This window comes from Lysinibacillus sp. FW12 (genome assembly GCF_050817245.1).
Taxonomy (GTDB): Bacteria; Bacillota; Bacilli; order Bacillales_A; family Planococcaceae; genus Lysinibacillus; species Lysinibacillus irui.
This window is the reverse complement of record NZ_CP139094.1, coordinates 2,466,594-2,477,933: the sequence shown is the minus strand read 5'-3', so window position 1 is coordinate 2,477,933 and position 11,340 is coordinate 2,466,594. Positions and strand designations below refer to the sequence as shown.

The 11,340-nt window shown below is 37.0% G+C and carries 22 protein-coding genes; 17 read left to right on the top strand and 5 right to left on the bottom strand.

The window, feature by feature from the left end; translation table 11 throughout:
- Positions 1 to 4 precede the first annotated feature (4 nt).
- The 9 genes from SJW71_RS12710 to SJW71_RS12670 all read left to right on the top strand — a co-directional run bounded on the left by SJW71_RS12710 (position 5) and on the right by SJW71_RS12670 (position 4,060).
- Positions 5 to 424: a universal stress protein gene (locus SJW71_RS12710; protein WP_274797116.1), complete on the top strand. Its 420-nt coding sequence runs from the start codon at positions 5 to 7 to the stop codon at positions 422 to 424.
- A 153-nt stretch (positions 425 to 577) separates the two neighbouring features.
- Positions 578 to 865: a hypothetical protein gene (locus SJW71_RS12705; protein ID WP_431810949.1), complete on the top strand. Its 288-nt coding sequence runs from the start codon at positions 578 to 580 to the stop codon at positions 863 to 865.
- Positions 862 to 1,014 carry a hypothetical protein gene (locus SJW71_RS12700; RefSeq protein ID WP_431810948.1) on the top strand — a complete coding sequence of 51 codons (153 nt, stop codon included), beginning with the start codon at positions 862 to 864 and terminating at the stop codon, positions 1,012 to 1,014. The genes SJW71_RS12705 and SJW71_RS12700 overlap by 4 nt, the downstream gene beginning before the upstream one ends.
- A 185-nt stretch (positions 1,015 to 1,199) precedes the next feature.
- Entirely contained in the window at positions 1,200 to 1,637 is a 438-nt protein-coding gene (locus SJW71_RS12695; RefSeq protein WP_322605081.1) for a hypothetical protein, read from the top strand.
- A gap of 79 nt (positions 1,638 to 1,716) precedes the next feature.
- A complete protein-coding gene (locus SJW71_RS12690; protein ID WP_313470511.1) occupies positions 1,717 to 2,010 on the top strand; it encodes a 3-isopropylmalate dehydrogenase in 294 nt (97 codons plus the stop codon).
- A 127-nt stretch (positions 2,011 to 2,137) separates the two neighbouring features.
- On the top strand, positions 2,138 to 2,635 hold the full coding sequence (locus SJW71_RS12685; protein WP_274797120.1) for a DUF5412 family protein: 498 nt from the start codon (positions 2,138 to 2,140) through the stop codon (positions 2,633 to 2,635).
- A 189-nt stretch (positions 2,636 to 2,824) separates the two neighbouring features.
- The gene (locus SJW71_RS12680; RefSeq protein ID WP_431810947.1) at positions 2,825 to 3,166 is read left to right on the top strand and encodes a hypothetical protein; all 342 of its coding nucleotides are present in this window, start codon (positions 2,825 to 2,827) and stop codon (positions 3,164 to 3,166) included.
- Between the two features lie 181 nt (positions 3,167 to 3,347).
- Complete coding sequence (locus SJW71_RS12675; RefSeq protein ID WP_313470507.1) at positions 3,348 to 3,626, top strand: ArsR/SmtB family transcription factor; 279 nt, start codon at positions 3,348 to 3,350, stop codon at positions 3,624 to 3,626.
- A gap of 50 nt (positions 3,627 to 3,676) precedes the next feature.
- Positions 3,677 to 4,060 (top strand): VOC family protein, encoded by a 384-nt coding sequence (locus SJW71_RS12670; protein WP_322610869.1) that lies wholly within the window; start codon positions 3,677 to 3,679, stop codon positions 4,058 to 4,060.
- A gap of 52 nt (positions 4,061 to 4,112) precedes the next feature.
- Here the strand turns inward: SJW71_RS12670 and SJW71_RS12665 are convergent, their stop codons facing one another.
- Both SJW71_RS12665 and SJW71_RS12660 read right to left on the bottom strand, forming a co-directional pair.
- Positions 4,113 to 4,265 (bottom strand): hypothetical protein, encoded by a 153-nt coding sequence (locus SJW71_RS12665; protein ID WP_313470503.1) that lies wholly within the window; start codon positions 4,263 to 4,265, stop codon positions 4,113 to 4,115.
- Positions 4,266 to 4,343: 78 nt separating this feature from the next.
- On the bottom strand, positions 4,344 to 5,189 hold the full coding sequence (locus SJW71_RS12660; RefSeq protein WP_429979054.1) for a copper amine oxidase N-terminal domain-containing protein: 846 nt from the start codon (positions 5,187 to 5,189) through the stop codon (positions 4,344 to 4,346).
- Positions 5,190 to 5,335: 146 nt separating this feature from the next.
- On the opposite strand from SJW71_RS12660, the gene SJW71_RS12655 reads away from it, so the two are divergent.
- Complete coding sequence (locus SJW71_RS12655; RefSeq protein ID WP_274797126.1) at positions 5,336 to 5,500, top strand: hypothetical protein; 165 nt, start codon at positions 5,336 to 5,338, stop codon at positions 5,498 to 5,500.
- A gap of 401 nt (positions 5,501 to 5,901) precedes the next feature.
- On the opposite strand, the gene SJW71_RS12650 is transcribed toward SJW71_RS12655, so the two are convergent.
- Positions 5,902 to 6,363 (bottom strand): DinB family protein, encoded by a 462-nt coding sequence (locus SJW71_RS12650; protein WP_431810946.1) that lies wholly within the window; start codon positions 6,361 to 6,363, stop codon positions 5,902 to 5,904.
- 87 nt (positions 6,364 to 6,450) lie between these two features.
- The gene (locus tag SJW71_RS12645) at positions 6,451 to 7,068 is read right to left on the bottom strand and encodes a LysE family translocator (RefSeq protein WP_274797127.1); all 618 of its coding nucleotides are present in this window, start codon (positions 7,066 to 7,068) and stop codon (positions 6,451 to 6,453) included.
- Positions 7,069 to 7,217: 149 nt separating this feature from the next.
- Here SJW71_RS12645 and SJW71_RS12640 point away from each other — a divergent pair, with 149 nt between their 5' ends.
- From SJW71_RS12640 to SJW71_RS12615, 6 genes are all read left to right on the top strand, one after another.
- On the top strand, positions 7,218 to 7,457 hold the full coding sequence (locus SJW71_RS12640; protein ID WP_313470498.1) for a DUF3953 domain-containing protein: 240 nt from the start codon (positions 7,218 to 7,220) through the stop codon (positions 7,455 to 7,457).
- A 73-nt stretch (positions 7,458 to 7,530) separates the two neighbouring features.
- The gene (gene fabZ / locus SJW71_RS12635; protein WP_322605085.1) at positions 7,531 to 7,956 is read left to right on the top strand and encodes a 3-hydroxyacyl-ACP dehydratase FabZ; all 426 of its coding nucleotides are present in this window, start codon (positions 7,531 to 7,533) and stop codon (positions 7,954 to 7,956) included.
- A 27-nt stretch (positions 7,957 to 7,983) separates the two neighbouring features.
- Complete coding sequence (locus SJW71_RS12630; RefSeq protein ID WP_274797130.1) at positions 7,984 to 8,163, top strand: hypothetical protein; 180 nt, start codon at positions 7,984 to 7,986, stop codon at positions 8,161 to 8,163.
- Between the two features lie 169 nt (positions 8,164 to 8,332).
- Positions 8,333 to 8,746 carry a hydroxymyristoyl-ACP dehydratase gene (locus SJW71_RS12625; RefSeq protein WP_431810945.1) on the top strand — a complete coding sequence of 138 codons (414 nt, stop codon included), beginning with the start codon at positions 8,333 to 8,335 and terminating at the stop codon, positions 8,744 to 8,746.
- Entirely contained in the window at positions 8,730 to 9,176 is a 447-nt protein-coding gene (locus SJW71_RS12620; protein ID WP_431810944.1) for a DinB family protein, read from the top strand. Before SJW71_RS12625 ends, SJW71_RS12620 begins: the two co-directional genes overlap by 17 nt.
- 62 nt (positions 9,177 to 9,238) lie before the next feature.
- Positions 9,239 to 9,985 (top strand): polysaccharide deacetylase family protein, encoded by a 747-nt coding sequence (locus tag SJW71_RS12615; RefSeq protein ID WP_322605088.1) that lies wholly within the window; start codon positions 9,239 to 9,241, stop codon positions 9,983 to 9,985.
- Between the two features lie 44 nt (positions 9,986 to 10,029).
- Here SJW71_RS12615 and SJW71_RS12610 read toward each other — a convergent pair whose 3' ends face one another.
- On the bottom strand, positions 10,030 to 10,308 hold the full coding sequence (locus SJW71_RS12610; RefSeq protein WP_274797135.1) for a translation initiation factor 2: 279 nt from the start codon (positions 10,306 to 10,308) through the stop codon (positions 10,030 to 10,032).
- Between the two features lie 140 nt (positions 10,309 to 10,448).
- On the opposite strand from SJW71_RS12610, the gene SJW71_RS12605 reads away from it, so the two are divergent.
- Entirely contained in the window at positions 10,449 to 11,216 is a 768-nt protein-coding gene (locus SJW71_RS12605; RefSeq protein WP_322610867.1) for a GNAT family N-acetyltransferase, read from the top strand.
- The last annotated feature ends 124 nt before the right edge of the window (positions 11,217 to 11,340 follow it).

Sequence of the window (11,340 nt, the reverse complement as noted above, 5' to 3'; positions counted from 1 at the left end):
AAGCGTGTATCAGCGTATTTTATTAACAGTAGATGGCTCTGATAATGCGTTTCGAGCAGCACAGGAAGCTATAAAATTAGCCAAGCTGTCCGAAACCTCCACAATCGATATTGTGTATGTGGTGAATGTAGATAAAATAAAGAATGAACTGCTAATCGCTGGCACTATCGACAACGTGGAGCTAGCCCGTCAGCGCAAAATCGCCCCAGTTGAACAGGCATTACAAGAAGCAAACATTTCTTATCAAACAACATTTTTAAAAGGAGACTCTGGTCCCGAAATTGTACGCTATGCCAATGAACAACAAGTAGATCTTGTGGTCATCGGTAGCAGAGGATTAAATAGCTTACAGGAAATGGTCCTTGGCAGTGTTAGCCATAAAGTCATGAAACGTGTACAATGTCCAGCCTTAATCGTAAAATAAAACCAGCTGTCCCAACACCTTGTCAGAAACGATAACACGGTTGGGACAGCTTTTTTATTTTGAACTGCTCAATAAAATGTCGGACCCTTTTCCAAGAAGGTGAGGAGGAAGAGTCCAGGAAAAGTGATGGATCTCCTTTAAGTGATGAGATAAGTGTTCAAAAAAGTGAAGGATCCGCTCCAAACAATAAGGGAAGCGCTCAAAAAAGAGAGGAACCCGCTCCAAGTGATGAGAAAAGCGCTCGATAATGTAAGGACCCCGCTCCAAACGATGAGAAAATCGCTCAAAAAAGTAAGGAACCCGCTCCAAATGATGAGAAAATCGCTCAAAAAAGTAAGGGACCCGCTCCAAATGATGGGAGAAGCGCTCGATAAAGTAAGGAACCCGCTCCAAACGATGAGAAAAGCGCTCGATAAAGTAAGGAACCGCTCCAAACGATGAGAGAAGCGCTCGATAAAGTAAGGGACCCGCTCCAAATGATGGGAAAAGCGCTCGATAAAGTAAGGGGACCCGCTCCAAATGATGAGAAAAGCGCTCAAAAAAGAGAAGCTCCCGTTTCAAGCGGTGCGAGAATTAGCGGCTATTTATAATAATGTTTGAAAAAATCAACTCGTTAGTTAGTCTTGAGGTGATTATTTTATTGGATATTTATGTTAAAATTAATTTTAAGTAAATCATCGAATTCCCCTTTATGTTATGTTGATATGTATCATCGACAAGCGGTGTTTTCCTTATTGAGCTAGCTGCGCATTTTGGTAGAAAAGGGTGATGTGGAATGACTAAAGATAAAAAACAATCTAAGAAAAGAGGTAGTAAAGTAATATACGGTACGACGCCTGAAGAACGATTTAAAGAAGTACACGGAATGACAATAGAGGAATGGCAAGCAAAAGAAGAAGAAATGTTTAAAGCTAAAACAGGTATGAGTTCCGACGAATGGTATAGACAACAGGTTAATTCTTCAACACCAATTGATTATTTAATAAAAAGTAATGGCGGTGTTTCTCAGGATGATATCGAACTGGTGCGAGATTTACAAGAGTTGGGATTAAACGATAGCGTTATAAATGTATTGTTAGATTATGTAAAAATTGTTAATAGAATTGGTTTTATTCACCCGTTAGTAAGAGAAATGGGGGAATGTTGGCTCAAAAAAAATATCGTAACTATGGAAAGTGCAATAGCTTTTGTCAGAGAAGAATGGGATAAATAGGGTTCGTGGACCCTTATTAAACTAATGGTGCAAAATTGTCCACCTATAGTTTTTATAATAAAAATATAAGGAGAGCTAAATGGATTATTTCTTCATAATTCTAATGGGCTTTTTTATCGTTATTGCAAATATTATTGGGTTTATCTCATACAGAAAAAAGAAGAATCTCTATTTTTCTGCTTTTACAATATTACTACTAGCAATCTTTTTTGGTGCGCTCGGTGGAACATTAGCAATAATAATTATTCGAGATCCTTTCGCGCTGTTTTATGGCATGCAACTTGGGTATTATTTAATGATAAATAGTGCTATCGTTTTTATTATTGCCATTTTAGCAACTGTTGTAAAAAAATATAACAGCAAAAACATTTGATTCGCTACTTTACTTTAAAAAGAGTTTTGCGAAATGATATGTTAATGAAAAAAGAGGGATGACTATATTCATTTTTTTTGGATTATTTATTACGATTATTTTATTTCTGATGTTATGTGCGAACATAATGATTTCTACCATTACAAAGAAAGCTTTTCCTAAAAAAATGCTCATTGCAACATTGTTAGGCATTGTTCTGACATCTTCAATCTTTGTATATAAAATGTACTTTTTTTCATTCAGTAATATTGATAGAGAATTTATTCAAAAAGGACCTGGACCTGTAACATCCCCTACAGAAAAGTATGATGCTAATGCTTATTACGAACCATATGGTGGAGCTGCAGGTGGTGTAAATGTATGGGTTGAAATTACAAATAATATGGAGAAAAGTAAGGTCAAAACAGTTTATTATAGTGATGCTAAGAGTAATTTTGCGATGGAATGGCTGGATGAGGATACGCTGTACATAGTAAATGATGACCCCAGCTATCCAAATTCAAATAGAAGCATCCAATTAATAATTGATAAAGAGATTTATCATGAAAATGGATTGGCTTGTAAAAGTTTGTTAATGAAAGATGAATATGAAACTTGCTATCAAAACTTCAGGAAAGACCCTTGATTCTCAGTGTTGTAGGGTGGTTTTGCATTACCTATACTTAAATCAAAAAAATAATTCAATTTTGAACTTTTTTTAAAGTGGAGTTTTTTTGTTTGCTATAAATTATTTATTAATATTAGGTATTGATTTAAAGAGATAAGAACGTTTGGCAATGTGTAAACAGCTCAATAAGTATAGTACCCGTTCCAAATGATGGAGAAAGCGCTCAAGAAGCCTCCGCTCCAAATGAAGGGAGAAGCGCTCGAAAAAGAGAAGCCTCCGCTCCAAACTATGATAGAAGCGCTCGAAAAAGAGAAGAACCCGCTCCAAACAATGCGAGAAGCGCTTAAAAAAGTAAGGAACCCGCTCCAAATGATGGGAAAAGCGCTCAATAAAGTAAGGAACCCGCTCCAAACGATGAGAGAAGCGCTCGAAAAAGAGAAGCCTCCGCTCCAAACAATGAGAGAAGCGCTCGAAAAAGAGAAGCCCTCGCTCCAAACAATGAGAGAAGCGCTCAAAAAAGAGAAGCCCCCGCTCCAAACGAGGAGTTAAGCGCTCAAAAAAGAGTAATCCCCGCTCAAACTAATAAGGCAACCACTCAAAAAAACTAAAACCCGCTCCAAAATGTAAGAGCAATCCCCACAAAAACAAATCGTTCCATCCTATCCTATACATGCAACTGATTAGTTGCTTCTAATTGACGTGCAACCAAATAGTTGCATATAATCGATGTATGAATTGGGATAAAGACGCTATTTTTAAAGCACTTGGGGATTCGACACGGAGACTTATATTAGACGAACTAGCCGAACGTGACGAGATGACGTTGTATGAATTGACGGTTCGCCTTCTCATGAAGTATGAACTTTCTATTTCGAGACAGGGGATTGCCAAACATCTTTCAGTGTTAGAAAATGCAGGACTCGTCACATCACAACGTAAGGGAAAATATCGAGTGATGATCTTCAATAAAGAACCACTTCAAGATTTGCTGAAAGGATGGGTAGAGTAAAGTAAGAGACGGCACTGGCACTACACCACAAAGACAAGGAGGAAAATATATTGAATATCATAGTAAACAGTATATTTGTACAAGATCAGGCGAAGGCACTGGCATTTTATACGGAGAAGCTAGGGTTTGTAAAAAAGGAGGATGTTCCTGTAGGTAAATATAGATGGTTAACGCTTGTTGCGCCTAATGATCAAGAGGGTACCGAGCTTTTGCTCGAACCAGATGAGCATCCTGCAGCAAAAGATTATCAAAAGAGGATTTTCGCAGAAGGGATTCCCGCAACGATGTTTGGTGTTGCAGATATAGAAAAAGAGTACGCGAGTTTGCTGGAGAAGGGTGTAAAGTTTACTATTGCACCGACCAAAACAGGGGATGTCACAATAGCAGTTTTCGATGATACTTGTGGTAATCTTATACAGATTATACAAAGATAGTCCAAAATAGAAGCGTGTTTTGATGGTATTTCATCAAAACACGCTTTTCCAATTAGTCATCAAGTACCAAAACACTTTGATGTTCTTTTGGCTCTGCATTGACGGTCTGTTCTTTGGCTTCGGCTTCCTCACTAGGCGGAGCTTGTTCCGCGGAGCAGGCAGCCAGGAAAAGTAGCACAATACTTAGTAACAGTAATTTCTGCATGTGACAAACCTCCATCGAGCAAACGTTGATAGGAATAGTTTGCGCAAATTCATACAGAATATGTTAAGCATTAAAAATTTAAGCTACTGTATTACTAATAACGGTACTAAAGCCATTTTCTGATGCATTGTTGATAAGCTGTTGAATCGAATTCACGGCTTGCTCTGAGAAGATATACCAGCTATTTTCGGAAACATCATGTAGAAGTACCTTAGGATAGCCTTCTAGTAGTTCTTCTGGGAAAGGACCGTTTAATGAATAAATATCAAATTGCTTGATACTATTATTGTCATGAGTCATAAAATCATACTGGCCAAGCTTGTAGTAAGACCCAGGTTCATCTAAATTAAAGTGCCAATAATATTCCTTTGGAGCTTCTACTTTGTCGCCTTTCTCTTCTTGGAAAATTTTATAAATAGCGTTGTGATAGGCATTGCCCTTTATCTCCTGAATGATACCACCCATTGTCATATGGTATTCATATTGTAGGGCCTTTATTTTTTCATTTTCAATCAGCAATGGTTTAGTGGCAATAGACACTGTTCCTTGCTTGTAATCGACTTGGCTGCCAAATGTTTCGGCAATAAAGCGGAGCGGTACATAGGTACGGTTATTTTTAATGTAAGGTTTTACATCTAATTGCTCCTTTTTGCCATTTTTAATGACTGTTTGATTGTTGACATTTAAAGAAACCGTTGTTTGATTCATCGATAGGGTAATTTTCGAATCTTTCCAATCAACTTGGGCACCAAGGTTTTCGCTGATTACACGTAAAGGTACCATTGTTCGATTGTTTTTTTGCTCGGGTGCTGTATCCGTTTTTACTACAACATCGTCAATTTTAATTTGAGTCGTGGCAGCTTCAGCCGGTGAAGCCATCCATAACATTGATGTTATACATAGTCCTGTGAAAATTTTCTTCATGGTAATAAACCTCCTATATATAAAAAATTGCCACATATACAATTTTACCATAATATTCTTCTGTTTTTAATAAAATTTTTGTATAAATACCGTAGCGTATAATCCGATTATGTTATCTAATACTAAAACTGAAAGGAGGTTATTCTGTGAAATTTTTAACTTGGGGCATTGTAGGTGTGGCGCTTTTTGCAGCCATGAAAGGCTATGGGAAATCAAACCAAGGACAGAAGGAAAGCTTTCAGCAAACGACAACACCTGTTCAATTAGTTGCAAATGCTAATCCACTGACAGCCAATACGCCGAAACAATAACATGAAATATAGGCTTATAGATTGATTTTAATCTATAAGCTTACTGAATTTTACATAAATATCCTATCATTGGTATAATAGATTACGAGAAAATGGGTGTAGATGCTTGATTTTAAAAATTATCATGATGACGATTTAGAAGTAATCAATTATTTTATGTACATAATGTCAACGCTCAAGATTATTCAGAGGCACAATTGGGGGCTTGAGCACCTTCAGAAATGCAGCAACAAAGTTTATTGGTCAGAAGTTGAAGACGTTCGGACAAGAATATATCGAGCCTTAGAAATAAATAAAGGTGGAAATTGTCTACCACAACAAAATGGTTAAATTTATTTTGATTTGCATTTGATAAAGGTAACTTAAAAATTAGCTATGAATAAGGAAGCAAAAGACCCGAATTAGTTCAGGAATCGATGAATGGTTAAAATCGCTTGGAAATGCAACCCTTCATGAAAGATAGTGCGTAGCAGTACTTGTTCAATGGTTTGCATGCCCATGTCAATAGGGGGAAATTCTTCAGCCAATCGTTCACCATATCGTTCCTTGACTTGGTCAGGCTGCCGAGCCAAGTACTTTTTTAATTCCTCAAAGGTTGGCGTTTCTTTATCAAAATGATTCGGCGATGTGCCAAAACCAAACCATTTCATGAAAACGTTTAGCTCCGCGTCCTTTTCTTTTGTTAATGCTTCTATCCATAAATATTGATCGAGATAGAGATGGCCCAAATTCCAGCGAATATTATTATGAAAACCAGCTGGAATGATATTTGCCTCTTCTTCACACACATGCTCTAGGAAGTGGAGCAACTCGCTACGGTAATGAGCTAATTGCTCAAATAAATTTTCTTGACGTTGATTCAAGTTAAACCCTCCTTTTTAGTATGTATTGGCTAACATTCTTCATTTTCCTGCAAAAAAAGAAGAACACATATCGTGTTCTTCTTCAAATTATCTACTTTGTGTCTGTAACGCTAAACGGACACCGAGACCGATATAAACGAAGCCAACTGTCTTTTCAAGCCAACGTGAGCTACCACTCGTTTTCGTAAAGATTTTCTCACCGATGAAGCTTGTAATAATTGCTAGTAGGATAGTATACAAGGCACTCATTACGACAAATGTAATCCCCAGCGTTAGCAATTGGCTTGTGACAGATTGTTCATTGTGCTGAATAAATTGTGGTAGGAAGGCAAGGAAAAATAATGCCGTCTTCGGGTTTAAAATTTCTGCCAAAAACCCTTGGCGGAATGACGTACTAGCAGGGCTTTGTTCCACAGTTGGTTGTTCGATTTTCTTTGGTTTTGTGAGGAGCATTTGAATACCTAAATACACAAGGTAGGCTACCCCTATATATTTCACCACTTCAAAGGCAGTGGCTGATTTCATTAAAATAGCAGAAAGACCTAAAACAGCCGCTAATGTATGCACTAAATCTCCAAGACCAATGCCTAAAGCTGTATAGATTCCATTCTTTTTACCACTTTTTAATGTTTGTGTAATCGTGATAATGACAGCAGGACCTGGAATTAAAAATAATAAAAGAACTATTGCAATAAAAGATAACATGCTAAACCATCCTATTCTAATAAACTAATCATTCTAGGGTGAATGCATGGAATATTATATTCTAGCTACAGTGCGGCTGTCGATAAAGAAATATTGAAAAAGTAATGAAAAAATATTCAGAAAAGTAATTTAACGGGGGAGTGATTGCAATGAGCAGATCTTTAGGCTTACAACTACTATTTGCTGTGGTCATTATTATGATTAGCGTTTATGGTCTCGTAACAAAGGACTTTACGTTTTTACCTGTTACCTTCACCTTATTAGGCTTAACATTTATACTTATCGGGGTGAGAGAGTGGCGAAAGGAGAATAAATCGGCAATGAGCATCGTATCATTTGGCACAGCTTGTTTTCTATTTTTGGTTGTAGCACTGTCTTTTTTTCCTTAAACTCTATTTTTAATACCAACTACTAATAATTAGTGTTAGAATAAGGCTATAAAAAGCTGTGGAGGGATTACGTATGTTAACTGGTCAACAAATTCAAGAAATTTTACCACACCGTTATCCATTTCTTTTAGTAGATCGTGTGTTGGAATTAGAGGAAGGAAAGCGAGCAGTGGGGCTAAAAAATGTGACCATCAATGAGGAGTTCTTTAACGGTCATTTTTCACATTACCCTGTAATGCCTGGTGTGCTAATTGTAGAAGCACTAGCACAAGTCAGTGCAGTCATTATGCTAACAAAGGAGGGGAATGAGGGACGCTTAGGTTTATTGGCAGGTATTGATCATTGTCGCTTTAAAAAACAAGTAAAACCTGGTGATCAACTACGCCTTGAGGTGACCATTACACGAGTTAAGGGAGCAATAGGAAAAGGGACAGGAATAGCGACTGTAGATGGAGAAATCGTATGTGAAACGGATCTTGTTTTTGCGTTTGGTAATTAAAAAAATTTCGCAAATGGAGGTGCTAGTATGAAGTATACCATCATGCTGTATATCGCTATTTGTATGATGCAAATTATCATTTTAGCGAACATTACTATTGCTAAAGGTGCTTATAATGGACTGGCAATGTGGCTCTGTACGACGGTTTTTGTCTTTGCTTCTACCATGTTTGGGCTAAGCTGGCAACGGAAAAGCACTAAAAAATAGTAACTTTACTTTCTGACGTACTACTTCTCCATCTTTCTATCATATAGTATAAGGTCTAATTGTTTTTATCATGAGCGGATGAGGAGGTTTAAGGGTCGCCTTCATTGACATTAAAGATGAGCTATTAAAGCCTGAGAAAGCGCTGGCGAATGATTTTGGGGATCAATTTGTGCTTAAGTTTCATAAAAATATACTTCATAAAAAGCTAAACGATGAGGTATATAGGTCTTATTTTGTTATTTTTCAACAGCAATATACAATTCAAGAGGTTCAATATATCATCCGAATTTTAAAATTACAGGCGGATGAAATTATGCGTTATAAGCCTATTTTTATCACGTTAAGTGGGGTTATTCTGTCCGTATTGATGTTCATTGCTGCGACGATGAATAACATGTTCTTAGTGGGGCTGTCGCTTGTCCAGCTTGTGTCAATAACGGTATTAAGCTTTACGATCACTGTTTTAATGATTTCCTTTAAAATTGAAAAAGAGTATAAACGAGTGCAAGATGTCATTGCGTTGTTAGATTATTATGTTCAGATTAATCAGGTAGGGAGTGACCATCATGCAAAAGACGATTGATCAATTACATTATTGGATCATAAAAGTGCCCGAATTATTTCATGTGATGACAGCAGAAGAAATAGCGCATCGACCTGCGGAAAAAAAGTGGTCTAAAAAAGAAATAGTTGGTCATTTATGTGATTCGGCTATAGTTAATCTTGAAAGACTAATAAACATCCAGTATAAGGCTTCACCATACGTAGTGACTACATACGACCAAGTGCGATGGGTCGAGTTACAGGGTTATCAAGCAATGCCAATAGAAGCTATTTTACAGCTATGGACGAGCTTAAACAAAAAAATCATCTATGTGCTGGAAAACATACCTGAAAAATCGTTAGAACTACCGATTGTTATGAATCAGCAACATTTGACACTAGCATCGCTTATTCAAGATTATGTGCAACATTTGGAACATCATATACAACATCAAATTTGCGAAACGTAAGCATTTTTTTATGAAATCCTCAAATAATAAAGTACGAAAAAATTATTTGGGGACGTGAAAATGTGAAAAAGCTTTTACTGTTTTTACTACCACTTTGTCTAATTACCGTGTCATTTTTTTATATGAAAGTGAGTTCTTCTGAGAATAAAGGAAGAAAGTATTATGAAGAAGCGGGACAAATTCTTTGGGAAATCCAAACAGATGAAAAAATCATTGCCTTAACTTTTGATGATGGCCCGCATCGTAAATATACAGCAGAAATTCTCGATGTCTTGGAGCAATATAATGCGAAAGCTACCTTTTTTATTGTCGGTCAAAATGCAGAAAAAAATCCAGAACTCCTTTCAAGAATGTATGAAGAGGGGCATGAATTAGCCAATCACACATTTACGCACCCTTTAAAAACAAATGTGCCGAACTTAATGAAAGAAATTCAACAAACCGATGAAGTAATTGTTGGTATTACGGGCTATCAGCCAACATTATTCCGGCCGGTCGAGGGACAATATACCGATGCAATGATTGAAGCAATTGCCAAGGAAGGCTATAAAGTCGTGATGTGGTCCTGGCATTTGGATACGCTAGATTGGAAAAGCCCTGGAGTCCATCGTATCGTTAATACGGTACTGAAAGGTGTGAAGGCTGGTAATATTGTTCTCTTTCATGATGGTGGTGGAAACCGAGCCCAAACAGTCAAAGCACTGGAGCAGATTCTACCTGAGCTGGAAAAACAGGGTTATCAATTTGTAACAGTTTCTGAATTGATGGAAATACAGGGGACGCCGAAAAAAATGGAAAAAAAACAGTAGTGTTGAAGCAAAACGTCTTCAACACTTTTTCTTTATGTAAAGGGTTATTTTAACATTTTTTTAATTTGTTTAAGCTCAGTAATTAAATAATCAATTTGTTTCTGCATATTATCTATTTTCACTGTTTGATTGCCATTCCCGTTGCCATTATTATTTTGAGAAGAATCATTGTTCGCGTTTTGGAGCGCTTCTAGTACAAGACCAGCTGCAATGGTCTGTAAGCCATCCCCTAGTGTTGAAATGGCTGTACCAATATAAGATAGCTTAGCCGCGTAAATTTCTATCGATTCATTGCCTTGGTTTTGTTTATTATTTCTCCCCATTGTTTTTCCTCCTTACATGTGTCATTACTAGCATCATATGCGTAAGCTTAAGAAAAGGCGATTCACGTTCACGATAACGCTATTTGAATCATTCACCAATAATGGTAAAATTAGCAGAAATCATTATTGGAGGAAATGCCATGTCACAGGTAGAAATGCTTGAAATGAACGGAGAATGGTTAGAGGGAATGGGCAGTTTCTGTTTACGGAGCAAAAAGAATTCGCCAGGCTATCTAAACAAAAACAAATGGCTCAATCAACAATTTGAAAAAGGTTTACACTACATACAGCTACTTGAAAATGGTAAACAAGTAGGTTTTATTGAGTATGCAGATGCGGAGTACTCGTCGAGGGTCGTTTATGCTGATGGCTTTGTAGTTATTCATTGTCTCTGGGTGAGTGCAGTGGGCAAGGGTTACGGAACACAATTACTGAAAAAATGTTTAGAGGATGCCAAAAAGAGAGGGAAAAAAGGAGTAGTCGTCCTATCGAATGATCAAACATCCTGGACACCGAGCAAGGATTTATTTTTACAGCACCAATTTCAATGTATTGCAACAGCACCTTATGATTTCGAATTATTAATGTTTGCATTACAAGAAAATATTGATTTGCCCTACTTTCCTAATAACTGGAAGGAACGATTGGCGAAATTTCAAAACCTAACTATTTTGCGTTCGTTTCAATGCCCCTATGTTGAAGTAGCTACAGAAAACATTCAAGTAGCGGCGAATAAATTAGGATTGATACCAGATCTGATTGACCTTCAAAATAGAGAGGATCTGATGGAAAAATCGCCTACTCCATATGGCATTTTTTCTGTCGTTTATAAAGGGCAACTTATTACCTTTCATCGATTAACCGTCCATTCGGTCTATAAAAAACTGCAAAAATTAATGAATAGTTAATGAGGTGCAACTTTTTTGCTCTCTTGCACGTTATATTCTTATAGCATTTCTATGTTTCTTTTAGTTTTTTGTTGACTGCTACTAGGAAATGAGTAAAATTAAAAGGCAGTACCATTATATGTCT